Source organism: Candidatus Methylolitoribacter marinus (assembly GCF_051853155.1).
Lineage (GTDB): Bacteria > Pseudomonadota > Gammaproteobacteria > Burkholderiales > Methylophilaceae > BACL14.
Genome location: NZ_CP124221.1, coordinates 135,071 through 160,838 on the forward strand (window position 1 = coordinate 135,071; position 25,768 = coordinate 160,838).

General features: G+C 35.6%; 30 protein-coding genes, 1 tRNA gene and 1 pseudogene. 25 read left to right on the top strand and 7 right to left on the bottom strand.

Annotated features, from left to right (window positions below; translation table 11 throughout):
* Positions 1-26 precede the first annotated feature (26 nt).
* The 5 genes and pseudogenes from rpsP (at position 27) to xerD (ending at position 3,289) form a co-directional block, all read left to right on the top strand.
* The gene (gene rpsP / locus QFA95_RS00675) at positions 27-485 is read left to right on the top strand and encodes a 30S ribosomal protein S16 (protein ID WP_486462929.1); all 459 of its coding nucleotides are present in this window, start codon (positions 27-29) and stop codon (positions 483-485) included.
* Positions 486-986 carry a ribosome maturation factor RimM gene (gene rimM / locus QFA95_RS00680; protein WP_486462930.1) on the top strand — a complete coding sequence of 167 codons (501 nt, stop codon included), beginning with the start codon at positions 486-488 and terminating at the stop codon, positions 984-986.
* Positions 986-1,759, top strand: coding sequence for a tRNA (guanosine(37)-N1)-methyltransferase TrmD (gene trmD, locus QFA95_RS00685; RefSeq protein ID WP_486462931.1), 774 nt, complete (start codon positions 986-988; stop codon positions 1,757-1,759). Before rimM ends, trmD begins: the two co-directional genes overlap by 1 nt.
* A 2-nt stretch (positions 1,760-1,761) precedes the next feature.
* Positions 1,762-2,127 (top strand): annotated as a pseudogene (rplS, locus tag QFA95_RS00690) (50S ribosomal protein L19); the annotation flags it as partial.
* 265 nt (positions 2,128-2,392) lie between these two features.
* Complete coding sequence (gene xerD / locus QFA95_RS00695) at positions 2,393-3,289, top strand: site-specific tyrosine recombinase XerD (protein WP_486462932.1); 897 nt, start codon at positions 2,393-2,395, stop codon at positions 3,287-3,289.
* Here xerD and folB read toward each other — a convergent pair.
* The gene (gene folB, locus QFA95_RS00700) at positions 3,286-3,639 is read right to left on the bottom strand and encodes a dihydroneopterin aldolase (protein WP_486462933.1); all 354 of its coding nucleotides are present in this window, start codon (positions 3,637-3,639) and stop codon (positions 3,286-3,288) included. The genes xerD and folB overlap by 4 nt on opposite strands.
* 28 nt (positions 3,640-3,667) lie before the next feature.
* Between folB and plsY the strand changes: the two genes are divergently transcribed.
* Positions 3,668-4,252 (top strand): glycerol-3-phosphate 1-O-acyltransferase PlsY, encoded by a 585-nt coding sequence (gene plsY, locus QFA95_RS00705; protein WP_486462934.1) that lies wholly within the window; start codon positions 3,668-3,670, stop codon positions 4,250-4,252.
* 5 nt (positions 4,253-4,257) lie between these two features.
* On the opposite strand, the gene tsaD is transcribed toward plsY, so the two are convergent.
* The gene (gene tsaD / locus QFA95_RS00710; protein WP_486462935.1) at positions 4,258-5,262 is read right to left on the bottom strand and encodes a tRNA (adenosine(37)-N6)-threonylcarbamoyltransferase complex transferase subunit TsaD; all 1,005 of its coding nucleotides are present in this window, start codon (positions 5,260-5,262) and stop codon (positions 4,258-4,260) included.
* An 81-nt stretch (positions 5,263-5,343) separates the two neighbouring features.
* On the opposite strand from tsaD, the gene rpsU reads away from it, so the two are divergent.
* The 8 genes from rpsU to QFA95_RS00750 all read left to right on the top strand — a co-directional run bounded on the left by rpsU (position 5,344) and on the right by QFA95_RS00750 (position 12,918).
* The gene (gene rpsU, locus QFA95_RS00715; RefSeq protein ID WP_009852545.1) at positions 5,344-5,556 is read left to right on the top strand and encodes a 30S ribosomal protein S21; all 213 of its coding nucleotides are present in this window, start codon (positions 5,344-5,346) and stop codon (positions 5,554-5,556) included.
* Between the two features lie 10 nt (positions 5,557-5,566).
* Complete coding sequence (locus tag QFA95_RS00720; protein ID WP_486462936.1) at positions 5,567-6,010, top strand: GatB/YqeY domain-containing protein; 444 nt, start codon at positions 5,567-5,569, stop codon at positions 6,008-6,010.
* A gap of 42 nt (positions 6,011-6,052) precedes the next feature.
* A complete protein-coding gene (gene dnaG, locus QFA95_RS00725) occupies positions 6,053-7,789 on the top strand; it encodes a DNA primase (protein WP_486462937.1) in 1,737 nt (578 codons plus the stop codon).
* A 104-nt stretch (positions 7,790-7,893) separates the two neighbouring features.
* On the top strand, positions 7,894-9,870 hold the full coding sequence (gene rpoD, locus QFA95_RS00730) for an RNA polymerase sigma factor RpoD (RefSeq protein ID WP_486462938.1): 1,977 nt from the start codon (positions 7,894-7,896) through the stop codon (positions 9,868-9,870).
* A gap of 8 nt (positions 9,871-9,878) precedes the next feature.
* Positions 9,879-9,955 (top strand) — tRNA-Ile (locus QFA95_RS00735).
* A gap of 371 nt (positions 9,956-10,326) precedes the next feature.
* Positions 10,327-10,905 carry an RNA polymerase sigma factor gene (locus QFA95_RS00740; protein WP_486462939.1) on the top strand — a complete coding sequence of 193 codons (579 nt, stop codon included), beginning with the start codon at positions 10,327-10,329 and terminating at the stop codon, positions 10,903-10,905.
* Positions 10,902-11,576, top strand: coding sequence for an SEL1-like repeat protein (locus QFA95_RS00745; protein WP_486462940.1), 675 nt, complete (start codon positions 10,902-10,904; stop codon positions 11,574-11,576). Before QFA95_RS00740 ends, QFA95_RS00745 begins: the two co-directional genes overlap by 4 nt.
* A 67-nt stretch (positions 11,577-11,643) precedes the next feature.
* Entirely contained in the window at positions 11,644-12,918 is a 1,275-nt protein-coding gene (locus QFA95_RS00750; RefSeq protein WP_486462941.1) for an SEL1-like repeat protein, read from the top strand.
* 40 nt (positions 12,919-12,958) lie between these two features.
* Here QFA95_RS00750 and QFA95_RS00755 read toward each other — a convergent pair whose 3' ends face one another.
* Complete coding sequence (locus tag QFA95_RS00755; RefSeq protein WP_486462942.1) at positions 12,959-13,315, bottom strand: hypothetical protein; 357 nt, start codon at positions 13,313-13,315, stop codon at positions 12,959-12,961.
* 496 nt (positions 13,316-13,811) lie between these two features.
* Between QFA95_RS00755 and QFA95_RS00760 the strand changes: the two genes are divergently transcribed.
* From QFA95_RS00760 to QFA95_RS00785, 6 genes are all read left to right on the top strand, one after another.
* Positions 13,812-13,934: a hypothetical protein gene (locus tag QFA95_RS00760; RefSeq protein ID WP_486462943.1), complete on the top strand. Its 123-nt coding sequence runs from the start codon at positions 13,812-13,814 to the stop codon at positions 13,932-13,934.
* A gap of 76 nt (positions 13,935-14,010) precedes the next feature.
* The gene (locus QFA95_RS00765) at positions 14,011-14,133 is read left to right on the top strand and encodes a hypothetical protein (RefSeq protein ID WP_009852796.1); all 123 of its coding nucleotides are present in this window, start codon (positions 14,011-14,013) and stop codon (positions 14,131-14,133) included.
* Positions 14,134-14,170: 37 nt separating this feature from the next.
* Positions 14,171-14,566, top strand: coding sequence for a hypothetical protein (locus tag QFA95_RS00770; RefSeq protein WP_486462944.1), 396 nt, complete (start codon positions 14,171-14,173; stop codon positions 14,564-14,566).
* 134 nt (positions 14,567-14,700) lie between these two features.
* Entirely contained in the window at positions 14,701-14,829 is a 129-nt protein-coding gene (locus QFA95_RS00775) for a hypothetical protein (protein ID WP_486462945.1), read from the top strand.
* Positions 14,830-14,838: 9 nt separating this feature from the next.
* The gene (gene msrA, locus QFA95_RS00780) at positions 14,839-15,399 is read left to right on the top strand and encodes a peptide-methionine (S)-S-oxide reductase MsrA (RefSeq protein WP_486462946.1); all 561 of its coding nucleotides are present in this window, start codon (positions 14,839-14,841) and stop codon (positions 15,397-15,399) included.
* Between the two features lie 16 nt (positions 15,400-15,415).
* Positions 15,416-15,742: a hypothetical protein gene (locus QFA95_RS00785; protein WP_486462947.1), complete on the top strand. Its 327-nt coding sequence runs from the start codon at positions 15,416-15,418 to the stop codon at positions 15,740-15,742.
* Between the two features lie 5 nt (positions 15,743-15,747).
* Here QFA95_RS00785 and QFA95_RS00790 read toward each other — a convergent pair whose 3' ends face one another.
* Together QFA95_RS00790 and QFA95_RS00795 are read right to left on the bottom strand one after the other, a co-directional pair.
* The gene (locus tag QFA95_RS00790; RefSeq protein WP_486462948.1) at positions 15,748-16,353 is read right to left on the bottom strand and encodes a DNA-3-methyladenine glycosylase family protein; all 606 of its coding nucleotides are present in this window, start codon (positions 16,351-16,353) and stop codon (positions 15,748-15,750) included.
* On the bottom strand, positions 16,347-17,030 hold the full coding sequence (locus tag QFA95_RS00795; RefSeq protein WP_486462949.1) for an SDR family oxidoreductase: 684 nt from the start codon (positions 17,028-17,030) through the stop codon (positions 16,347-16,349). The genes QFA95_RS00790 and QFA95_RS00795 overlap by 7 nt, the downstream gene beginning before the upstream one ends.
* 53 nt (positions 17,031-17,083) lie before the next feature.
* Between QFA95_RS00795 and QFA95_RS00800 the strand changes: the two genes are divergently transcribed.
* The 3 genes from QFA95_RS00800 to QFA95_RS00810 are packed head-to-tail and all read left to right on the top strand — an operon-like array spanning position 17,084 to position 22,544.
* Positions 17,084-18,313 carry a TolC family protein gene (locus QFA95_RS00800; RefSeq protein ID WP_486462950.1) on the top strand — a complete coding sequence of 410 codons (1,230 nt, stop codon included), beginning with the start codon at positions 17,084-17,086 and terminating at the stop codon, positions 18,311-18,313.
* Position 18,314: 1 nt separating this feature from the next.
* The gene (locus tag QFA95_RS00805) at positions 18,315-19,442 is read left to right on the top strand and encodes an efflux RND transporter periplasmic adaptor subunit (RefSeq protein WP_486462951.1); all 1,128 of its coding nucleotides are present in this window, start codon (positions 18,315-18,317) and stop codon (positions 19,440-19,442) included.
* 6 nt (positions 19,443-19,448) lie between these two features.
* Positions 19,449-22,544 (top strand): efflux RND transporter permease subunit, encoded by a 3,096-nt coding sequence (locus QFA95_RS00810; RefSeq protein ID WP_486462952.1) that lies wholly within the window; start codon positions 19,449-19,451, stop codon positions 22,542-22,544.
* Between the two features lie 76 nt (positions 22,545-22,620).
* Here QFA95_RS00810 and QFA95_RS00815 read toward each other — a convergent pair whose 3' ends face one another.
* Entirely contained in the window at positions 22,621-22,893 is a 273-nt protein-coding gene (locus QFA95_RS00815) for an HU family DNA-binding protein (protein WP_486462953.1), read from the bottom strand.
* Between the two features lie 214 nt (positions 22,894-23,107).
* Between QFA95_RS00815 and QFA95_RS00820 the strand changes: the two genes are divergently transcribed.
* On the top strand, positions 23,108-23,692 hold the full coding sequence (locus tag QFA95_RS00820) for a LexA family protein (protein ID WP_486462954.1): 585 nt from the start codon (positions 23,108-23,110) through the stop codon (positions 23,690-23,692).
* Complete coding sequence (locus tag QFA95_RS00825) at positions 23,692-24,936, top strand: Y-family DNA polymerase (RefSeq protein ID WP_486462955.1); 1,245 nt, start codon at positions 23,692-23,694, stop codon at positions 24,934-24,936. The genes QFA95_RS00820 and QFA95_RS00825 overlap by 1 nt, the downstream gene beginning before the upstream one ends.
* Here QFA95_RS00825 and QFA95_RS00830 read toward each other — a convergent pair.
* Positions 24,919-25,737 (bottom strand): hypothetical protein, encoded by an 819-nt coding sequence (locus QFA95_RS00830; protein ID WP_486462956.1) that lies wholly within the window; start codon positions 25,735-25,737, stop codon positions 24,919-24,921. The two genes, QFA95_RS00825 and QFA95_RS00830, sit on opposite strands and share 18 nt — an antisense overlap.
* Positions 25,738-25,768 lie beyond the last annotated feature (31 nt).

The window sequence follows — 25,768 nt, forward strand, 5'->3', positions numbered from 1 at the left end:
CTGTATAAAATTTTTAGAGATTATTTATGGTTATTATTAGATTATCAAGAAGTGGTTCCAAAAAGAAACCTTATTATAACGTAGTGGTTCAAGACTCACGTAAACGAAGAGATGGTCGTTTTATTGAGCGTGTTGGCTTCTACAATCCAATGGCACAATCAGGAGCTGAAAGTTTAAGGCTTGATCAAGAAAGAATTGCTTATTGGAAAGACAATGGGGCTCAAATTTCAGAAACAATGTCTAGAATTATCAAATTACAGGCAAAAGGCCCGACTGGCCTAGAAGCCATGAAACAAAAAGATTTGAAAAAAGCTGAAGCAAAGAAAGCGAAAAAAGCAGCTGAAAAAGCTGCAGCAGCAGAGCCTGTAGCTGAAGAAGCTGCTCCTGCTGAAGAAGCTGCTCCTGCTGAAGAAGCTGCTCCTGCTGAAGAAGCTGCTCCTGCTGAAGAAGCTGCTCCTGCTGAGGAAGCGCCTAAAGAAGAATAATTGTTGGAAAACCTTGTCATCATAGGAAAAATTATTTCTGCCTATGGGGTTAAAGGTTGGGTAAAGATAAGACCATTTACCGAAACAGCTAAAAATTTTATACAGTACAGAACACAGTTTTTATCTAGAAATCAAAAAGATTGGAACAGTGTTGAAATTAAAGAAATAAAAATTCAAGGTCAGGATGTTGTAGCTGATATTGGATTAACAGATCGAGACCAATCTATCTCGAGAAAAGGCTATTTCTTAGCAATTGAAAGGGATCAGCTCCCACAATTGCCTGAAAACGAGTTTTATTGGGATGATCTGATAGGGTTAAATGTGATTAGTGTTGACCATTTGGGTTTAGGTAAAGTGGTTGGATTAATTGAAACAGGAGCCAATGATGTTTTGGTGGTTTCAGGAGATAAAGAAAGATTAATACCCTATATTCCACAGGTAATTAAAAAAGTGGATATACACAATCAGCTCATAGAAGTGGATTGGGATAAGGAATTTTAATGATTACATTTGATGTCATTTCAATAATGCCTCAAATGTTTGATGTAATTAAATCTGACGGTGTAGTCAGTAGAGCTTTGAGAGATTCCAAGGTTAATTTAAATCTATGGAATCCTCGTGATTATGTGAATGATGTTCATCACACTATTGATGACCGACCTTATGGGGGTGGTCCAGGAATGGTAATGATGATCGAACCTCTTGTGAAGACCATAAGAGACATCAAAAAAAATCATGAGACAAAGAAAGTACATAACTCGAAAGTGATATATTTAAGCCCAAAAGGTAAAAGGCTTGATCAAAAAAAACTAATTGAGTTATCAAAGATAGATAATATGATTTTAATCTCGGGTCGATACGAAGGTGTTGATCAAAGAGTGATAGATCATTTTGTGGATGAAGAGATCTCCATTGGAGATTTTGTAACGACAGGCGGTGAATTACCGGCTATGGTTTTAATCGATTCATTGTCCAGGCTAATACCTGGAGTGTTAAACAACAATGAATCTTTTGAGGATGATTCTTTCTATAAAGGACTTCTCGACCATCCTCAGTTTACTCGACCTGAAGTTTTTGAGAATTTAAAGGTACCGGATGTTTTATTGTCTGGAGATCATAATCTGATATCAAAGTGGCGAAAAAAAACTGCTTTGTTAGAAACTTTTAAAAAAAGACCTGACTTATTAGAAGATCAGGAATTAACAATAGAAGAATCTGGGCTGCTCCAGGAAGCATTGGGTGAGCAGGAACAAGATTTAAAAAAGAGGAAATAGATATGACAAACATTATTCAAACTATTGAAAAAGAAGAAATTGCGCGTCTTGGCAAAAAAATCCCTAAATTTGCTCCTGGTGATACCGTTGCCGTTGGCGTAAACGTTGTTGAGGGAGACCGAAAAAGAGTTCAGATCTTTGAGGGCGTTGTGATTGCTAGAAAAAATAGAGGACTTAACTCTTCTTTTATCGTAAGAAAAATATCTTCCGGAGAGGGCGTTGAGAGAACCTTCCAACTACATTCACCTTTAATAGATACAATTGAAGTTAAGCGACGTGGTAACGTTCGTCGTGCAAAACTGTTCTATTTAAGAGAGCGTTCAGGTAAGTCTGCGCGTATTAAGGAAAGATTGAAAGTGCGTGAGTCTGATTCTCAATATGAAGCAATTCCTGAAGTAGAATTGGCTGAAGCACCAGCCCAAGATGCAGCTCCTGCTGAAGCACCAGCTCAAGATGCAGCTCCTGCTGAAGCACCAGCTCAAGATGCAGCTCCTGCTGAAGCACCAGCTCAAGATGCAGCTCCTGCTGAAGCGCCAGCTCAAGATGCAGATAAAAAAGATGCTTAATTAAGTTTTAAAACAAAATGAAAAGCCCCTTCTTGGGGCTTTTTTTATGCCATAATAAATTTCAATTATGAATGAAACATCTAAAGACCTTCCTTTAATTGTTGATCAATTTATTAATAGTTTGTGGCTAGAGGATGGCTTGTCAAAAAATACATTAGACAGCTATCGTTATGATTTAAAGCAACTAGTCATTTGGTATTCTAATCGTGATATTACTCATATTACAAAAAGTGAAATTCAAGAATATTTAGCTTATCGTTTTCCATTGTCAAAATCACGGAGCATTGCACGATTGCTAGCTTGTTTAAGAAGGTTTTATAGATATTTATTAAGAGAAAATATTGTTCATGAGGATCCTACATTGATGATTGAGGCTCCAAAACTTTCTAAAGGACTTCCAAAAAGTTTAAATGAAAATGAGGTTGAAGATCTTCTCAATGCACCCAATATTGCTGATAACCAAGGTTTGCGTGATCGAGCCATGTTGGAATTATTATATGCATGTGGCTTAAGAGTCAGTGAATTAATTACCATTATGGTCACGGAAGTATCTTTAAATGATGGTGTGATCAGAATAACTGGTAAAGGCGATAAAACTAGACTAGTTCCGATGGGTGAGGAAGCTTCTCATTGGATTGAGCAATACCTTAAATCTTCAAGAGAAAATCTTTTAAAAGAGAAAAAATCAAAGTATCTTTTTATAACTGCAAGAGGTGGTGCTATGACACGTCAAGCCTTTTGGTATTTAATTAAAAGGTACGCTGTTGCATCAGGCATAAATCATCCGATTTCACCACATGTCTTAAGACACGCTTTTGCCACTCATTTGCTCAATCATGGTGCAGATTTGAGAGTTGTTCAAATGCTGTTAGGACATAGTGATATATCTACTACGCAGATATATACTCATGTGGCGCGAGAAAGATTGAAAGATTTACATCAAAAACATCATCCAAGAGGTTAGATTGATCGATTAATAATTATTCCAACGAAGTCAGCATCGGCGATTATTTTTTTCTTAGATATTTTTAAGGTCAAAGACTGAGCTGGATAGTCTTGAAGAATTTTAGATGCTATTTTTTCTCCGAAACTTTCAAGTAGAGTATCTTTATTTGTTTCTGCGAGGGATTTAATTAATTCAATCACAGCGCCATAGTCAATGGTGTCTTCAAGATTATCCGAATTGAAAGCATCCTTTTTTTTAAGAGTAATATTCAAATCAATGAACAAACTTTGTGGAATTGCTCTTTCCCAATCCGGAACTCCGATGGTGATTGGTACAACAAGATTGGATATGAAAATTTGATTATTCATCTGATTAGCAATCCCTTATAATTTACATATGGTTAATACTATCTACATTATTCTAGCTTATTTTATTGGTTCAATTTCGTTTGGAATTTTATTAAGTAAGATTTTTAAAATACAAGATCCGCGAAGTTTTGGCTCAAAAAATCCAGGAGCTACCAATGTTATGAGGTCTGGGAAAAAATTTGTAGCTCTTCTAACCCTTTTGGGCGATATGCTTAAAGGTACATTGGTCGTCTTAATCGCAAAATATTATTTAAATTTTAATGATGACCAAGTGTTGCTTATTGCTGCAGTAGTATTTATTGGACATCTGTTCCCTGTGTATTATCAATTTAAAGGCGGTAAAGGCGTTGCTACCGCTTTAGGAGTATTGCTAGCAATCGATAGCAGTATTGCAATTATAGTATTATTGATCTGGTTAATTGTATTTTTGGTAAGTCGCATCTCCTCTTTATCGGCCATCACGGCTGCATTATGTCTACCTTTAATTACTTTTTTCATGCATATTGATCAGAACTTTTTATGGCTCAGTCTCTTTTTAAGTATGTTTTTAATTTATCGCCACAAAGAAAACATCAAAAATCTATTAGAAAAAAAAGAGTCAAATTTTAAATAAAAAAATTAAATTTCTGTGAGCTTCCATTTAGGTTTGACAGAAAATTCGTAATTTTTATTCTGGGATAGTTGATGCCTAAAAAATCCAGCAATAGCAATCATTGCTCCATTGTCAGTACAGAATTCCAGGCTAGGAAAAAATAATTGAAAATCATGTTTCTGAGAAAGTGATTTTAGTTTGTTTCGCAATTGTCTATTTGCTCCCACGCCACCAGAAACAACTAAGCAGCTCAAATTTTTTTCGTTAAGGGCTTTTAAACATTTCGTGGTGAGGACATCGGTGATGGATTCTTGGAATGCGTATGCAATATTCGCTTTTTTAATCTCATCTAACGGCTGCTCTTTTTTGACAAGATTGAGAACTGCCGTTTTTAATCCGCTAAAACTAAAATTCAGATCATCACTATTGATTAATGGTTTTGGTAGAGAATAAAAAGAAGATCCAGTAGAGGCTAGTTTTGATAATGCTGCACCTCCAGGGTAACCAAGACCCAAGAGTTGTGCACTTTTATCAAATGCTTCGCCTGCTGCATCATCCAGTGTGTCTCCAATGATTTCATAATCACCGAGTTCTCTTACATGAATGAGTTGTGAATGTCCGCCTGAGACAAGCAATGCCAAAAAAGGAAATGCAGGTTGATCATTCTCTAAAAAGGGAGATAAGAGGTGTCCTTCAAGATGATGTATTGGTATTGTTGGAATATCTAAGCTCATTGCTAAACTTTCAGCAACACTAGCTCCCACCAACAGAGCCCCGGAAAGTCCTGGACCTTTTGTATATGCAATAGCATCAAGCTCAGTCACATTTTTGTTAGTTTTGTTGAATAACTCATCTAATAAAGGAAGAATGAAGCGAATATGGTCACGTGATGCTAGTTCTGGAACAACTCCACCATATAAACGATGCAGATCAACTTGAGAATTTAGAACATGTCCGATTAGCCCAGATTCAGAGTCATAAAGGGCTAAACCCGTTTCATCACAAGAAGACTCAATACCTAAGATTAACATTTTGACAATTTTTGTTGAAAAAAAATGATATTAGCATTAAAATAGCGAACCTTAAACGAACTATTAATAAAATAATAATTTATGACAACAATTAAAGTAAAAGAGAACGAACCATTTGACGTTGCATTAAGAAGATTTAAGCGTCTTGTTGAAAAAACAGGCCTTATGAATGATCTTCGAGCTAAGGAATTTTACGAAAAACCTACATGGGAGCGTAAAAGAAAAGCAGCAGCTGCGGTGAAAAGACAATACAGACGTCTTCGTAATCAAATGTTACCTCCTAAAATGTATTAATCCCTCCGAGATGTCGATCCGACAAACAATCTCAGATGATATGAAAACCTTCATGCGAGCCAAAGACTCGGCTCGTCTTGGAGCTATTCGATTACTTCAGGCTGCTATCAAACAAAAAGAGGTTGACGATAGAATCGAATTAAATGACGATCAAATTTTTTCTGTCATCCAAAAAATGCTCAAACAAAGAAAAGACTCAATAGAAGCTTATCAAAAGGCAAGTCGTCAAGATTTAATTGATCAGGAACAATTAGAAATTGAAGTGTTATCCAAATATATGCCAGAACCATTATCTGAGGAAGAGATAAATCAATATATTGAAGAGGCCATTGCTACAACTGGGGCATCTGATATGAAAGATATGGGAAAAGTGGTGGGTATTCTTAAATCCAAAGTAGCAGGCCGTGCGGATATGGCTGAAGTATCAAAATTAGTTAGACAAAAACTCTCTTAAATCACTTATAAAAATTGAAATATTTTCAGTTATCATTATGTGATGATCCCTGAGTCCTTTATTCAAGAAATCTTAAATCGAATTGACGTTGTCGATGTTGTTGACCAAAGAGTAAAACTAAAAAAAGCAGGAGCAAACTATGTCGCATGTTGCCCTTTCCATCAAGAAAAATCACCTTCTTTTACAGTTAGCCCTTCCAAACAGTTTTATCATTGTTTCGGATGTGGCGCCCATGGATCTGCGATTAGTTTTTTAATGGAATATGACGGATTAACATTTATTGAGTCCGTTCAATCAATTGCAAATCAGCTTGGTTTAGCGGTACCTAATGATCAACCGAATACAAAAAAAGACACAGCCGATGATTTTAAGTTAGAGGAAATACTCAAAAAGGCAAATCAACATTTTAAAAAAAATCTACGCTCTTCAGATCTGGCCATTAATTATTTAAAAAAAAGAGGTTTAACTGGAGCTGTTGCTCGTGAATTTCAGATTGGATATGCGAGTGATGATTGGCAAGGGTTGAAAAAAGAATTTGAAAACTATGAGGAGCCAAAATTACAAACTGCTGGCCTAGTTCAAAAGAATGATTCTGGGAAAATATATGATCGATTTAGAAATAGAATTATTTTTCCAATTATAAACGCTAAAGGCAATATTATTGGGTTTGGTGGAAGGGTAATTAATTCAGAGGATCAGCCCAAATATTACAATTCACCAGAAACTCCATTGTTTAAAAAAAGTTATGAAGTATATGGCCTTCCCCAAGCCAAAAAAGGGATTCGAGACGATAAAAATATTTTGATTGTGGAAGGATATATGGATGTTATATCTTTATATCAACATGGCATTCAAAATGCAGTCGCAACCTTAGGGACTGCGACAACCATTTATCATTTAAAAAAATTAATTCGCTACTCAAAAAAAATTACGTTTTGCTTTGATGGAGATAATGCGGGCAAAGAAGCTGCTTGGAAAGCATTAAATACCGCTGTGGATATATTAGAAGATGATTACGAATTTTATTTTTTATTTTTACCTGAAGGCGAAGATCCCGATACGTTTATAAAAACACATTCAATTCAAGATTTCAAAAAATATATAGATCACGCCACTCCTCTGACTGAATTTATTGTTAAAAGATTAACTGAAAAGAATGATCTGTCTAGTCAAGAAAATAAGATTAAGTTTATTAATAATTTTGAGCCAATTTATAAAAAAATAAATTCAAACAAATATAAGATCTTTCTAATTAAAAGAGTTGCAGATTTGATTCATTTTTCACAAAGGGAAATCGAAAAAATGATGAGCATTGAGCCCTCTGAAAATTTTTCTGTTCCACCGCAAATGAAATATTCACGATCCTCTAAGAACTCATTAACAGCTAAACGCAAATATATTCTTATATTAACAATGAAGCCTGAGCTTTTTAAAAGTGAAGATGAAATATTTTTTCAGAACAATTTAGTTGAGGATGAGCTTTTTAAACAAATCAAAAATTCAATGGAAGAAAATAATTCAAACATTAAAAATACTGCCAGCTTATTCCATTCTTTACAAAATAAAATTGATGAAAATATTTTGGATGAATTACAAAGACAGATGATGGACTATTCTGAAAATATTGATTTGCTTGAAGAGTTTAAGGGAATTCAAAATTCTTTTAATCAACAATTAAATAGCAATAAACAATCGCAACAATTTGCAGCACTAAAAAACAAAAAATTAAGTGAATTCAGTGATGAGGAAAAAGAATTTTTGAAAAATTATAAGAAATAATCATATTCAGAAATAAACTTGAGTTTAACCAAATATATTGATGTAAAACACTGAATTTGTTATCATGTCGGGTCGTTCTGTTAATTAATTTAAGGCATTCATGCATGGGAAGACCAAGAAAAAATCCTGAAGAAAAAGTTACCCCTAAAAAAACTAGAAAACCTCGTGTCAAAAAACTAAAAGATTTATATTTGGATGAGGCTTCAAGTCCAAAAGAAGCTGAACATAGAAGAAACCAATTAAAAGCATTAATTATTTTAGGTAAAGAGCGCGGCTATCTTACCCATGCTGAAATTAATGACCATCTCCCTGATGAGATATCTGAAACTGATCAAGTCGACGAAATTATTTCTATTATTCATGACATGGGTATAAAAACCTATGACGAAGCCCCGGATGCTGAAAATTTATTAATGGATGATGCACCAACCCCCGTTACTGATGAAGAAGCTGCTGAAGAAGCAGAGCAAGCTCTAGCGACTGTGGATTCTGAATTTGGTAGAACAACTGATCCTGTCCGTATGTATATGCGTGAAATGGGTAAGGTGGGCCTGCTTGATAAAAAAGAAGAAATAGAAATTGCCAAAAGAATTGAAGAAGGCTTAAAGCATATGGTTCAAGCCATTTCAGCTTGTCCAGGTATTATTGATGACTTGATGCAAATGGGCGACAAAGTGAAGGCTGGAGAATTAGCAGTTGATGAGTTCGTGGATGGCTTGATTGATATAGAGGCTGAGAAAGAACTTAATGAAGCTCTTGGCATGAATGAAGAAGAATCTTCTAATGTTGAAAATAGTGAGGACGAGGAGGACGATGATTCATCATCTGATAATGGCAAAGGCATGTCATCAGAAGACTTGAAAATGTTAACAGAGGAAGTTCTTAAACGATTTAAAAAAATTAAAACAGCACATAAAAAATTAGCCTTACTGCGTGAGAAAAATAAATGGATTGATGATCCAGAATATAAGAAACACCAGGATCTTATTCAAAAAGAATTACTTAATTTTAGATTTTCAGCAAAGCTTGTTGAAGTCTTATGTGACAAAGTCAGACAATTTATTGTTCAGATTCGTGCACATGAGCGCACCATCATGGATTTTTGTGTAAACCAAGCGAAGATGCCTCGAACACAATTTATAAAATCATTTCCTGGCAATGAAACCAGTAACAAATGGTTAAAAGATGAAATGAAGGGTGATAAGCCCTACATTGATAATTTAGAAAAATTAAAACATTCGATTTTAGATCAACAAGCACAATTAAAAGAATTAGAAGATTTTTCTGGAATTCCAATCAAAAATTTCAAAGAGATTAATCGCCAAATGACTAGAGGCGAGTCTCGCGCCAGACGTGCTAAAAGAGAAATGATTGAAGCTAACTTACGTTTGGTGATTTCCATAGCTAAGAAATATACCAACCGTGGCTTGCAATTTTTGGATCTCATTCAAGAGGGCAATATTGGATTGATGAAAGCCGTTGATAAATTCGAATATCGAAGAGGTTACAAGTTTTCAACTTATGCTACATGGTGGATTCGTCAGGCGATTACTCGTTCTATTGCTGACCAAGCAAGAACGATTCGTATCCCAGTTCATATGATTGAGACCATTAATAAGATGAATCGAATTTCAAGACAGATTTTACAAGCAACGGGCCAAGAACCTGAGCCAGCAGAATTAGCTGAAAAAATGGAAATGCCTGAAGATAAAATTAGAAAAATTTTAAAAATATCCAAGGAGCCAATTTCAATGGAGACTCCAATTGGTGATGATGAGGATTCTCACTTAGGTGATTTTATTGAAGACCTTGGTACATTAACTCCAGATGATGCTGCAGTTTATTCAAGTCTTCGCAGTGTGACCAATGAAATTCTTGAAGGACTTACCCCAAGGGAGGCTAAAGTATTGAGAATGAGGTTTGGTATTGAGATGAATACAGACCATACTTTAGAAGAGGTTGGAAAACAGTTTGATGTTACTAGAGAAAGAATCCGTCAGATTGAAGCTAAAGCTTTAAGAAAATTGAGACATCCAACAAGATCTGATCGATTAAAAAGCTTCCTTGAAGGAAAAGATTAATTTAAATAGGGCCTATAGCTCAGTTGGTTAGAGCAGAGGACTCATAATCCTTTGGTCCCTGGTTCGAGTCCAGGTGGGCCCACCAATAAAAACAAGGCTTACAGTTCATGTAAGCTTTTTTTATTTCTACTTTGCAAAATTAAGACAACAATAAGTTTCAATTACCTCATAGAAAATATCAATATTCATGTTAAATTTTATATACGATTATTGACTAGCCTATTTGAACCGCCGGCTAGTCAGGCGGTGCTTCAGGGAAGTAAGCGGTTATCATATTTAACACCAGATAACCATGGTGCTGGAGGTAAGGAAGAGAGAAATTGCGCCTCCTTAATTGATAGATGACCGAGTTTTAAAAAGTCAGGAAAAAATATTTCATTAATTAATTTAATAAAAATCCTGACCTATTAAGTATTACTGCATCTCATTTATATAAGAGCAAAAACTGGAGGAATAATGCTTGCTGGGGAAGTGTTAGAGCAATTACAAGACAAAGCAAAGTTAAATGTTGCCTATAAATCTCTAAATAACTTTTTTTATAAAAAAGCCTTCAGGTTTTTGGTAAGAAATAGATTGAATGATGAAGATGCAGATGATGTTATTCAAGAGACTTATATTAAGGTATTTGAAAAAATAGATACCCTTAAAGACGATAGTAAATTTGAATCATGGTTGTGGCAAATTCTCAGAAATAATATGAATGAGTTTTATCGAAAATCTTCCAGAAAGAATAATGTCATGTTTGGTCTTGATACTGAAGATCTAGAAAATCTTACTGGTGATGAAGATGTGAAGGTGAGCTATGGTCAGAAATATGATGATCAGCAAAGTTGTATAGAGGAAAAATTTAAATTATTTAAAGAAGATATGCCAGATCGCCACTATGTTATTAATTTACAAAAAGATGGCGTGCCCGTTGAAGATATCTCAATCAGAATAGGTCGATCTTATGCAGCAACCAAAGAGTTTTTATCTCAATCAAAAAAGAAATTGACCGCATATTTTGAAGAATGTAAGGATTTGGAAACATCATGAGTGAACAAATACAAGATGATTTTATAAGTGTATTGCAAGGTAACAAAGTATCTGGCATGGATCCTAAATGGCGTGTGATCGCGCGTATGGTTAGAAATATTATGATCAAAGAGGATAACCTTGAAGAGCGATTGATGGTGAAACGTCAACAAGCCTTTGAGAAAAGAATAGGTAAAGTTCTACAAGATCGATATCTTATTCCAAAGCAAGAAAGAACATTGGCCTATAAGAATTGGATCCTTGCATTTATACTGGGTGTCACAGGGGTTTATGCGACCAAAGAATATGTTCATTTTACCAAACCACTGCCATTAGAACTGACTCATACCCAGGAAGAATTAGAAGGACAAGATCCAAAATTATTTTGGAAGAAATGGTTTAATAATGGTTCTTTCATTATGTTTGGCCATCGCTATTTAGCTAATCCTGTGCCCACCAATATTGGCGGGTGTGATGCAGATCGAATTGATCTTGAAGGATGTTTACTCCTGCTTGAAAAATATCCAAGCAACCCTAATCTTTTATTTAACATTGGCTTGCTATACCACATGGGTTTCGATGGGGAAGAAAATCATGACAAAGCCATTGAGTATTACAAGCGTGCTGCTGCGTTGGGGAATGACTACGGTCGCGTAAACTACGAATATTTAATTAATCAAAAAAGTAAATAGAAATAATCCCTGACTTTTAATCTTAACTCCATCTATCTAATGTAGTTAATTAATTAAGGGTTAGGAAATGAAAATTAAAACAATTGTGGCAGTACTTGCCAATGTGTTCTTGATCTCAAATGCAGTTTCAGCGAATGAGATGCAAGCACCAGAAGTTAAAGTCCAAGAAAAAAATCTATGTAAAGAAAAAACCTTTTGGCAAACGAATTTTACCAATGGGCAATTTAATGGTTTCTATTCACAAATGACCAATAGTGTCATTAGCAATGCTCAACATTTATTTGCCAATCATTACTTTGAGGGCAGCGTTTTCAATAAAGATTTAGCTAGAGCATTAGATCTTTATCAACGAGCCCACCTTCGTGGCAATCATGATTCAACAGCAAAATTAGGGTTAGTCTATCGCTACGGCTTATCAACGAATAAAGATTATCAAAAAGCTATTCAGTATTATGAGTCCATCGCAGCTAACAATCCAGAAGCTCAATTTAACCTAGGCTTAATGCACCGTTATGGTATTGGAACTCCATCCAATCAACAGCAAGCATTTCAATATTTTAAACAAGCCGCATCCAATCAGGTTGTTGCAAAAAATAATTGTGAGGTAGAAGTAGAAGGAATGGCAGAAGCACAATTTCACTTAGGACAGATGTTTCGATATGGCTTAGGTGTTGATAAAAATTTAGATCAAGCGTTACTGTGGTTTAAAGAAGCGACTAAGCAAGATCTCAAAGAAGCACAATTTAATGCAGCACAACTGATGATGACAGGAATCGGAGAACACTATGACTATGATGGAGCTATACAATATTATCAGCGAGCCGCAGAGCAGGGCTTGGCTGAAGCACAACTTAATTTGGCACGCGAGTACCACTATAACGATCGCCAAAAAGATTACCTTAAAGCCCATCACTGGTATACGAAAGCTGCAAAACAAGGACAGGTTGAAGCGGAGTTTAATTTAGGATTGATGGAGCATTATGGGCATGGGGTCTATCCTAATTATCAAAAAGCTTTGTTGCATTACCAGAAAGCTGCAAAAACAAATCAACCAGAAGCATTCTTAAATATTGCTCATATTCACTTTTATGGAATGGGAAAAGTAACAGACTATATGCAAGCCTATCAATATTATCAAATGGCTTCTAATTACAACTTACCGCAAGCGGATTACCATTTAGGATTGATGAATGAAAAAGGGTTAGGGACGTCTGTTGATCTAGAAACAGCTAAAGATTATTATCAACGATCCGCAGACCAGGGCAACACAGATGCGAAGATTGCATTAGATAATCTACCGGTGAAAGAACCGGAAGATTTTGAAATAGCCATGAATGATTGATTTATATTCTGTAAAAAAGCTCATGCATTCATGAGCTTTTTTATTCAAATTTATTCAATAAATCTTCTTTTTGTATCTCTACCCGATTGATAAAAGATTCATCTTCTTTAGAAACTATTTCAGATGCTTTCGTAATATTCTTAAATTTGTCTTCTAAAGCACTCAGGTAAATCTGACATTCATTGTTATTTAAATTTTTTACATTATTCAAACTTGTATCAAGTGCTTCTTTGGTAAATAGTGGAGAAAAATCCTTAATGTCCTCCATAGTTTTATCAAACAAGGCACAGTTTGAAAATTTATTTGAAGATGATGAAATTTTTTTAATCTCTTCAGGTAACAGGCAAATCAGTGAGTAGGTGTTCATTAAAAAACTTTTAATAATTAATTCGTTCATTATTCTTTATGCATTTAAGACGTTTATTCTTTTTATATTAGTATCTTTAAGTGAATACGCCAAATAAAAAAATAATACCTAGATATTAAATTAAGTTTACTTGTCTAAATCATTAATCTTAATGTGTACATATACCCTATGCCACATATTATTAAAGTCTGGTTTGAAATAATCCTTCGGAGGCCTGCCCAATAATTTAGAAGGGTTTGACATAAAGCCACCATGGATTGCCATATCATAAAGGAAAAGGAGCCGACAATTAAAATCAGCCCGTCTTTGTCGTTCTTCAGTAGTGCATTTTCCATGTTTATAATTCCAATGATTTTTACCAGTACTTTGAGGTCGGGGAAATTTCTTTTTCATAACTATTAGCAAATAATTGAGATAAAAAAAATCCTATCAAGGCATTAGCTTCGGTCAATAGGTTTAATGAAAATACTGATACAAAATTTAAATTATTTTTGATAAGCTTTACAAATCAATAAAAGGAAATCTCATGGCAAATTTTTTTGAAAGTGGATTTACGGTGTTGCAAGAGCTCGCAAAATTGAAAGAAAAAGAAAAAAAGCAAAAATTATCTGAGCAGGCGCAACACGAAAAAAATAAAGATAAAAAATAAATGTAACTTTTCAATAGATTTCATATCATATCTTTAGTAACTGAAGGAGTTCTCTAAAATTTAGTGTGGAGGAATTATGAAAAAAGTTACTTATATTATTATCATTTTGCTTTTAATCGTTGGTTATTTTTATATTTATCCAGAACGTTGCGAAAAACTGCTTGGTGATGAAAATTTGATTTGTGAATTAGGGTGGTAACCACCTTTTCTTTTAAAAATAACTAAAGGATTTTTTTATGACTTCCTTAAAGTCATGTCTTTTTTGTTTGCTAATTTTTTGTACCTCTTCTTACGCAAAGACAATCAATATTGAGTGTGATTTAAAACTAACAACCGCTAGTGATTGGACAGAACAGGCTTCTGATAATCAAAAAGAGGCATGGGTTTATGACGACCAGGTGGGTTTGAAAACCAGTCATGTCAATTATAGTCTTACAGAATGTAAGTTAGGTGAAGAAGAATTGGTTTGTGAGAAATACACACAAAATGTAGACTCAAAGTCTGTTGCTCACTATCAAAAAACTTATCTGAATCGATATAACTTGATGTTAAAAGATTATTCTGAGCTCGAACAAAAAGATAAACAATTTTCTTCTCGAATGAGAGAGGGAACTTGTATGTTAATTAATTAATTTTATCTTTTCCTTCCTGAACTAATTTTGTTATCCTTAATCATATAGTTTAAGCCACAAGCTAAAATTTATAACAATTTGATCTCACAAGGAGAAAAATGATGCCGAGTTATCACACAAGTGGATTTGAGGTGATGAAAACCTTATCCAAAGATAAAAAATTACCTAAAGAAAAATCAATTGCTGAAGATCTTGATAAATGTTTAAGCGAAGATAAAGAATGTCAAACAAGATATCTTGAAGCTTTTGGTGATTGTGCGTAATTAATTTTTATGAAATTTTTATTGGCAGGCATCCTGCTAATTATTCAATCTTTTACGGTTTTTTCAATGCAAAAAAAAGAAATTTATTTAGCCGGCGGTTGTTATTGGGGATTAGAATATCTGCTGCAAGATCTTCCTGGTGTAATGGATACCGAGGTAGGTTTTGCTGGGGGTTCGCTAGAGAATGCGACCTACGATGATGTTAAAACTGGATTAACCGGCCATGCTGAAACGATTTACATTACTTATGATGAAGAAGTTTTATCACTAGAACAATTGCTGTTTGAATTTTTTAGGATGCATAATCCAACGACTCAAAATCAACAAGGTAACGATATTGGAACGCAATACCGTTCGGCTATTTTTTATTTAAATGATGAAGATAAAAAGATCATCAATGAAGTGATAAGCAAAGTGAATCAAAGTGGTCACTGGCCAGACCCAGTGGTAACTGACGTTCTTCCTTTTAAAGCCTTTTATGCTGCTCAGCTCGATCATCAGGACTATATCAAGAAGAATCCAAGCGGATATTCTTGTCATTTTGTTAGAGATTTTTCATTTACTAATTAATTAAGGAGTTATAAACATGCGATGTGCATTTGTTCGTGTATTTTTTTGGATATTTTTACTGTTCCCCCTAACTTATGTTCCTGCAGTGATTTCATCAGTCCAGGATGGGGTGACTTTCTATGAAAATACAAGAGTATTTTTTATGTGTCTTGGAGCAAACTCGATGAGTCAGCCTGTCACTGATATTGTATCAATTAGTTGGGGTAACTACATCATTCAGGTGTTAGCTTATGTGGTAATTTTTCAACTCATTATTGATCTTTTAATAGTCATGTGTGCTTATAAAAGAGGCAGCTCTTGTCATACTAAGCCTGATTCAGTGAAGAAAAAAAGTAAGAAATAAAAAGTTTATTTCATTTGCCATAAATACCAAGCGGCGATAGTTCTATAGGGGCTCAGATATTCTGTTTCTTTTATTAATTGAGTCGGAGTGATCTGACATCCTTTTTGCATTAGTAATGAATATTTTTTACGGATTGCAAAATCTGAAGAAGGCATGACATCAAGGCGACCCTGATTAAAAATGAGCATCATTTGGACAGTCCACACCCCCACTCCTTTGATTTGAGTGTATTGCTTAATGATCTCCTGATCATTAAGCAATTTTATTTTTTTCTCGCTAGGAATTGATTTCTTTAAGTAGCCATCAGCAATAGATAGAATGGTTTCTTTCTTTTGTTTTGATAACCCTGTCGAACTCAGTAAATTTTTATTTTTAATAATGTCTTGTTCTGTAGGAAAAACGTTGTTAAATAAATCTAAAAAACGTTGATAAATTGCTGATGCTGCTGTTGGATGAAGTTGTTGAAAAAAAATACTTTTAATAATACTTTGATGTGGCAAGAGTTCATTACTCACCTTTAAACAACATGGGCCAATTTGCTGGATAAGAATTGACCACTGTTCACTTTGTTTGCCTAAAAATTTTTCAGCTTCTTCATAGAGCGTTACCAAGGAATAATTTTTCCTGCGTAATCTATGTATTCTCCGGAATTCTCAATTGAGAGCTGGTCAATGACTTTAATCATGCCGGAAACACTCTGTTCGACATCAATCAAGCCCCCAGGACCGCCCATGTCAGTTCGAACCCAACCAGGATGTAGAGTGCAGGTTGCAATGCCATGATTCTTAAGATCATGATGCATGCTGTGCATGGCGGAATTTAAAGCAGTTTTTGATGAGCGATAAATATAAGATCCGCCACTGGTATTATCATCAATACTCCCCATTTTGCTAGTAATGGAAATCACTTTTTTATCTTCCCCCAACTTAATGTTTGGCAGAAAAGACTCAATAGTTTTAATGGGTGCGATGGTATTTATTCGAAAACTTTCCATCCACTCGTCAATGGAAATATTTCCTAATTGGCTGCTTCGCCAAATGCCAGCGTTGTTAATAAAGATATCTATGGGCCGATCAACAAGTTGCTGTTGTAATTTTTGAACGGCACCATGATCACCGACATCAAGACAAAAAATTTGTAAGTTGTGATTATCTTGAAGCTGATTTAACTCAGTTGCGTCCTTTGGATTGCGGCAGGTTGCAGTGACTTGGTCACCTCTGTTTAAGAATTGTTTCACAAACTCTAAACCTAATCCACGATTTGTTCCAGTAATAAAAATTTTACTCATTTTTGCCCCATATATTCTGTTTTTATAATGTGAATACTTTATAATATATTCCAATGATTTTAAAACAGTCGAAATATTTTTTATTTATTTTTTTTGTATCATTTGAATTGTTTTCAAATCCAATCTACAGCCTCGATGATCTGATCGACATGGCAAATCAAGCCAATCCAGTGATGGATGTGCTGCAAGCAAAACAAGATGCAGCTAAGGCTGGAATTACTGTGGCACAGCAATATTTAAATCCTTCGGTTGGTCTTGCAGTGGGTCCAACAAAAACGAGAACGCCACCAACTGAAAATGATAAAAACTGGGAATTTGGTATATCGCAACCATTAGAGTTCTCAGATGTTCGTAGATCCAGAAAAGAAATAGCCGAATCTAATCTAGAATTCGTGGATGAATTAAACCGTGGAACAAAAATCAACTTAATGCTAAATATCAAATCAGCCTTTTATGACGTGATTCATAATCAAGAAATTTTAAAAATTGCTGATGCGGATCAAAAAGTCATTCAAGATATTAGAGACCGTGTGGAGCTTAGAGTCAATGTTGGTGAATCTCCCAGATATGAGTTAATTAAAGCAGACACTGAATTATTGGCGGCCAAACGAGATGCACAGGCTGCAAAATTAAGGATTCAAGAAAGAAAGTTTTTTCTAAAAGGTTTGATTGGACAAAATATGCCGGATGATTTTGATCTCGAAGGAAAGTTTCCGGAGTCTAATATCAATATTAGTAAATCAGATGTAACCAACTTAATTTCTAACAGTCCGAGATTAAAGCAATTGAAAGCTGCTTCATCAGTTTTTGAAAATAAAATTAAGTTAGAAAAAAATCTTGTTAATCCTGGGGTAACCTTGAGTGCTGGTGTTAATCAAGACCCTGGCATTAGAAATTATACGTTTGGGGTAAGTATCCCTCTCCCTATTTGGAATCAAAGAGAAGGTCAAATCAGTCAAGCAGAGGCTAATTTAAGAGAGGTTGAGGCAACTTATAACCAACAATCGTTATTTTTAAAAAGAGATATCGATGCTGCTTATCAGCGTTATTTAATAGCGAAAGACCAGGTATTAACATTTGAAGAAAATTTATTAGCTCAAGCAGAATCGGTATTAAAGGTAGTGGAGGCGGCTTATCGATTTGGAGAAAGAGGAATTTTAGAATATCTAGATGCGCAAAGAACACAACGAATTGTTCGAAAAGATTATCTATCAGCAAGACTTGATTACATTGTTTCTATTATGGAGATGGAGCAGTTGTTAGGGTCAAAAATAATGGAGTGATATGAAAACACAATACTTATTATTATTTATTTTTTTAATTCTAGGATCTTGTAGCAACGATAAAGAGATTGTTGATGTGAAGAAAAAAAATCCTAATGAAGTTGTCGCTAGTCCGGAGATATTGGATCAAATTAAATTTGAGTCAGCAAAAATCATTCCGATAAAGAAAAGCTTGGATATTCCTGGAAGTATTGAAGTAAAGCAAAATTTGTTGGCAAGGATTGGCTCGCCGGTGCAAGGCAGAATTATTGAAATAAAAGGAGAGTTAGGCAAAACCGTTAAACAAGGAGACGTACTTGCTGTGATTAATAGTACAGAGCTTGCAAAGCAGCAGCTTGCTTACATTAAGGCTGTTCAAATGGTGGAATTAAAAACAAAAGCATATGAAAGGGCTGTCCTTCTTTTTGATGCAGATGTAGTGAGTGAGGCTCAAAAATTACAACGAAAAACTGAGTTATCGGCAGCAAAGGCAGATATGGAGGCTAGTAAAGATCAATTATTCGTAATGGGCATGACGATAGATGAAATTGAGGCCATTCAATCTGAAATACAAATTGATGCTACAACAAATATTGTGGCTAAGATTGACGGGAAGATTATCAAGAAAAACGTAAATGTTGGTCAAGTCGTTGATCCCACAGAAGATATTTTTACTATCGCTATGTTGAATGAAGTGTGGGGCGTGGCTCAAGTGCCCGAGCGACAAATTGGTTTTTTAAAAGAAGGTGACGATCTTCTGATTGATGTTCCAGCATATGAGAATAAATCCGTTGAAGGAAAAATTACGTATTTAGGTGATATCGTGGATCCTGTCACGAGAACAGTGACTATACGGACGGAAATTGATAATGCGCATGGATTATTAAAGCCAGATATGCTCATAACTATGAAGGTCTCTGGCAAAAGCATTGAAAAAGTTGGAGTACCTATCAATGCGATTGTATCCATTGATGATATCCCTAATATTTTTGTCAAAACTGGCGAAAATAAGTTTTTGATGCGCCCTGTGACATTAGGGGTAAAAAATAAAGATGCCGTTCATATTGATGACGGTCTGCTCGAAGGTGAAGAGGTAGTGATAGATGGCGCCTTTCATCTGAATAATGAACGACTGTATGCCAAAGAATAATTTTATATGATTGAAGCTTTTATAAGAGGGTCTTTAAACCAGCGACTAATTGTCATGGTGATATCAGCCATGTTAATTATTGGAGGTTTTTTTGCTGCACAAAAATTATCTCTAGACGCATTTCCTGATGTCACTAATATTCAAGTTCAGGTTGCCACCGTTGCGACCGGCAAATCTCCTGAAGAGGTGGAGAGGTTCATTACCGTACCTATTGAAATTGCTATGACTGGCCTCCCAGGATTAGTGGAAATGAGATCATTAAATAAAGACGCTCTTTCTTTAATTACTTTAGTGTTTAATGATGCTACAGATGTGTACTTTGCCAGACAGCTTGTGATGGAGCGATTGATGCAAGTGCAAGATGTCATGCCAAAAGACGTATCACCCATTCTTGGGCCTGTATCTACCGGCTTAGGTGAAATTTTTCAATACACTCTTGAGCTTCCAGATGAAGAGGGGCGACAACTCACTGTTCCTGAATTAACAAATCGGCGGACAATCAATGACTGGGTCGTTCGCCCTTTACTTAGAAATATTACCGGCGTGGCTGAGATTAATTCACAAGGAGGTTATGTCAAACAATATCAGGTTCTGGTGAATCCTGACCGGTTAGCGCACTACAAAATAAAAATGTCTCGCGTGTTTGAGGCTTTGGAAAAAAATAATATCAATAGTGGCGCGGGCGTTTTACCGAAAGGTGCTCAACAATACTTGATCAGAGGTGAGGGTTTGATTCAAAACATCAATGATATTGAAAATATCGTATTGAAAGAAACGGACGGCATCCCAATTTACATGCGTGATATCGGTGAAGTCAAAATCGGTTATGAAGTGCGAGTAGGTGCGGTGATTAAAAACGGAGCAACTGAAGCCGTTGGTGGAGTTGTCATGATGTTAAGGGGTGGTAATGCCAAGGAAGTGGTTAAGAATATTAAAGAGAGAGTGCAGGAAATCAATGACAACGAAATGCTTCCTGGGGGTCTAAAAATTGTTCCTTATTATGATCGAAGTGAATTAGTGAGCGCAGCAATAACCACGGTTGTGAAAGTCTTGATTGAGGGAGTTATTCTAGTGATTGCTATCTTGTTTATCTTCTTAGGCGACTTTCGATCAAGCGTGATCGTAGTGATGACACTTGTACTGACCCCTCTAATCACTTTTATGGCGATGAATTATCTAGGCATTTCTGCTAACCTCATGTCTCTTGGGGGTTTAGCAATTGCCATTGGATTAATGGTTGATGGTTCCGTGGTGATTGTTGAAAATACTTTTCATCGGTTAGGTCATATGAAAAAGAATGAAAATAAAAACCAAGTGATCTTCAATGCTTGTAAAGAAGTTGCCACTCCTGTTCTTTTTGGAGTTGGTATCATCATTTTGGTGTTCTTACCATTAATGACAATGCAAGGCATGGAAGGAAAAATGTTTGCACCGTTGGCTTTAACTATAGCGATTGCCTTAACTATTTCTTTAATCCTATCTTTCTCATTATCGCCTGCACTTTGCAGTTTTTTCTTAACGGGGGGTTCGGGTGAGGATACAAAATTAATTCAAAAAATAAAGACTCCTTATATCAGCGTATTAAAGAAAGTCTTAGTCAATCAAAAGAAAGTGATCACTATTGCAGTGAGTTTTTTTGTGGTGTCAATCATGACTATCCCTTTTTTAGGAACCTCATTTATTCCAGAGATGAAGGAAGGGTCCATTGTCCCTGGAATTGATCGAGTACCTAATATTTCCATTGAAGAGTCGATTAATATGGAATTTAAAGCCATGAAGGCAATTATGGAAGTTCCTGGAGTGAAGTCAGTGGTTAGTGCTCTTGGAAGAGGTGAAAGTCCGGCGGATCCGCAAGCGCAAAACGAATCGACACCTTTAGTCAGCTTGAAGCCAAAAGAAGAGTGGCCTGAAGGATGGACACAAGACGATATTGCGAATGCTATTAAAGAAAAACTCAAGTTCTTACCTGGCGTGGTATTGATGATGATGCAACCAATTTCTGATCGGGTTGATGAGTTGGTGACAGGCGTAAGAGCGGACGTTGCTGTCAAAATTTTTGGTGATGATATTAAAATTTTAAGAAAAAAGGCAGATGAAGTAGCAGAGTTGGCAAAGGAAATTGAGGGAGCAACAGGAATAAAAGTTGAAAAAATCACGGGTCAGCAATATTTGAATATTGTTTTAGACCGAGCAGCTATTGCACGACATGGGTTTAATGTTTCTGAGATTAATGATTTGATTGAGATGGCCATTGGAGGAAAGGAAGCAACTCGTATTTATGAAGGCCAAAGAAATTTTGGGGCAGCCGTCAGATTTCCTGCGCAGTATCGTGATGATGAGGATGTAATTCGGAACATCATGCTGACTTCGCCAAACGGCTCTCGAGTTTCCTTGGGAGACTTAGCAACCATTGAAACACGAGATGGTCCGGCACGGATTAGTCGTGAGTTTGCTAAACGACGAGTCTATACCGGTATTAATGTAGAGGGCCGGGACTTAGGTGGCCTAGTGGCAGATTTGCAGCAAGCCATTAATCAAAAATTAGATTTACCTGACGGATACTATATTGAGTATGGTGGACAGTTTGAAAATATGACCCGTGCGCTGGGGCATTTATCCATTATTATTCCTTTAACGATTGTCGGTATTTTCTTCCTCTTGTTTCTTTTATTTAACTCTGTCCGCTTTGCCACGTTAATTATTACCGTATTACCTTTCGCCAGTATTGGGGGGATTTTTGGCTTAGCTTTAACTGGAGAATATTTATCAGTGCCTGCCTCTGTTGGTTTTATTACCCTTGCTGGAATTGCTGTTTTGAATGGCGTGGTTTTGATTTCTTGCATACAAGGATTGCAAAAAGATGGAATGAAGATAGATCTGGCCATCATCGAAGGATGTAAGCAAAGATTAAGACCCGTGTTGATGACCGCATCTGTAGCGATGCTAGCTCTGATCCCATTTTTATTTGCTACAGGTCCTGGCTCAGAAGTACAAAAGCCTCTCGCGATTGTCGTGATCGGTGGATTAATTACCTCAACATCTTTGACTTTATTAGTTCTCCCCGCGCTCTACAAAATGTTTGCTAAAAATATTACGAAGTAGAAGGACAAATAAAGAGATATAAAAAAACCCAGAAGTATCTGGGTTTTTTTATATTTTAAAATGAGTAATTTTTGGATTAATTCACAGCACTTTTTAAGCCAGCGCCAGCTTTGAATGACGGAACTTTTCTTGCTGGAATTTTTAATTCAGCACCTGTTTGTGGATTACGGCCTGTTCGTGCAGCACGTTTGGATACTTTGAAAGTACCAAATCCAATTAATGTAACTGTGTCACCCTTTTTTAGAGCTTTAGTGATGTTTTCGATGGTTGCATCAAGAGCACGCCCGGCATCAGCCTTTGTGGATCCTGTTGCGCTAGCGATTGCTTCGATTAGTTCGCCTTTATTCATTTATTATTCCTCCATATTTTTAATTGAATAAATTTTTGCTAAATCATAATACTGAAGTTAGCCTAAACTGCCCACAAACTGCTGTTCTTGAGAGCTTGTAGTTCACTTTGCCGTTTTTAAATTTACTTGTCAAGACGATTGTTATAAATTTTTTATAATTATTTCATATGAATGAATAGAAATATATTTTGATTAATGTTACATTAATCAAAATATGAACAGTAAAAAAAATCAAAGAGGTGGCGTAAGGAAAGGAGCTGGTCGTAAAAAAGACAGCGGTCTTTATGCAGAATCAACGAAGGTGGTGCGCATCCCAATCAGCCGCATTAGTGAAGTTAAAAATTTCTTACTCAACACTAAAAAAACCAACTTCAGTATCGCTGATTTTATACAACCATCTATTCAAAAGCCTATTCCTATAACCTTATTCAGCCATAAGGTGCCTGCAGGGTTTCCTTCACCGGCAGATGATCATGCAGAAAGTCGATTAGATCTAAATGAGTATTTGATCAACCAGGCTGAGTCAACTTTTTTTGTCAGAATCAAAGGAGACTCCATGGTGGATGCAGGAATTTTGGATAACGATATTGTCATTGTTGACCGTTCGAAATCAGCTGCAATTAATGATATCGTGCTCGCATCGATTGATGGTGAATTTACTGTGAAAGTGTTGACTAAAAACAACACAGGACCTTATTTAATGCCAGCCAATAAAGAATTCAAGCCAATTTATATTGAAGAAGGAAGTCAATTTGAAATTTGGGGGGTGGTAACGGGATCAGTGCGTAAGTTTAAGTGATGATTGCATTGGTCGATGTTAATAATTTTTATGTTAGTTGTGAGCGTTTATTTAATAGAAGGTTAGAGAATGTTCCTGTTGTCGTGTTAAGCAATAACGATGGCTGTATTATTTCCAGGAGTAATGAAGCAAAAGCTCTTGGTATTAAAATGGGGATGCCTTTTTTTCAAGCACAGGATTTGATTAAAAAAAATCATGTTCACGTTTACTCTTCTAATTACCCGCTCTATGCTGATATGAGTAATCGGGTGATGCAGCTGTTAGCAAATTTATCCCAAGATCAAGAGATTTATTCGATTGACGAATCTTTTTTAAAAATATATCAAAAAAAATATTTACTATACGGTCAGCATATTCGGACCACGGTATTCAAAAATATTGGATTACCGGTTTGTGTTGGCATTGCAAAAACAAAAACTTTGGCAAAGTTAGCCAATTACATGGCAAAGAAATATCACATGTTTAATGGTGTGGTCTGTTTTTCAGAAACTAACCCCGAAATCTTAACTAAATTAATGCGTGAGATATCTGTCGGCGAGTTATGGGGGGTTGGCGTACGCTTAAAAAAACGATTAAATGAATTAGGCATACGAACCGTACATGATTTAAAAACGGCTAATGCAAAATGGATGAAACAAGCCTTCAGTGTCAATATAGAAAGAATGGTATATGAGCTGAATAATATTGAATGTTATCCGATTGAATCAATAAAGCCGGATCAAAAACAAATTGTATGTTCAAGAAGTTTTGGACAAAAGATTAATTGTTATGAGGATATGGCTGATGCGGTAGCGACTTTTGTACAAAGGGCATCGATTAAATTAAGAAGGCAGCAATTGACGGCCAGGGAAATGACATTATTTATGCGTAATAATCCATTTAGCAGTCAGCATAGAATACAGCATGCCATTCGATTAAAGCATTACGACTACACGGATAGCAATCAACAGTTATTACGCTTAGCAATACGCGGGTTAGAAAAAATATACCATCATGGCATTGACTATCATAAAGCTGGGATTATCTTAGGTGACTTAAGAAGGTCAATAAACCTCAATCAAGATGATTTAGCAGGATCCCAACGGCATCATTTATCAAATACCATTGATGCGATTCGAGATAAATATCATGCAAATATCATCATGAGCGGCTGGCAATCCAAAGATGGTAAATGGCGCATGAAACAATCAAATAAAAGTTTGAGGTTTACAACGTCTTGGCAGGAACTACTGGAGGCTTCCTAAGTTTGGGTCTTGATAAGAATTAATTTTAAAAACCTGATAATTTGGATTTAACCCCACTTGCCAGCCTTGAAAAAAAACCTGCACACCTTCTGGGTTAGCTATGTAAAGAGTAAATGGAGCTTGGCCTCTAAAGGTGAGGGGATCATTTTCAGTCACCGTGAATAAATTAGCGTCCCCTTTATTAGATTGAATACATATGGGTAGCTCTAGGTTAGATTTTATATGAACATAGTTATCCGGTTTATCAGGCACATTCGGGGTGCGATAATTTTGGATATCTGTCGATTGAAAAATAGTGCTGCATGATGCCTGATTAAGTTGCTCAAAGTTAGAATTATTAGCAATCTTAACATCTTGCTCCTGCTCGATTGGGTTGTTGTCATTGGAACTAGTATCTGCAGACTCGAACAAAGAGATTTGATTTTCTTTATCTTCGAAACTTAAATCGTTATATATTTCTGTTTCTTCAGTGTCTAAAACAGATTCATCTATAGCTTCTAATTCATCGTGTTGATTGTAATAGTTAAATATAAACAAAATAATTACTAGCACAACTAAAGCAATAAGAACTTTAATGTTTTCTGTATTGTTGAATTTCTTAAATGAGAATTGATCTTCAGATTCTGGTAGATTCTTTTCTTTAGCATCAATACTAGTAGTTCGATCATTATCTGATTCATCATTAGGCACAATAATGACGTGATCGGCATTAAGTTTTAAAAAGTTAATATATTTTTTTGCACAGATTACTTTAAATTGATCATTAAAAAAACCTACATCGGAATCTGTTTCTAATGACATAATTTGTTGTGAAGACAAGCTGCAAGCAGAG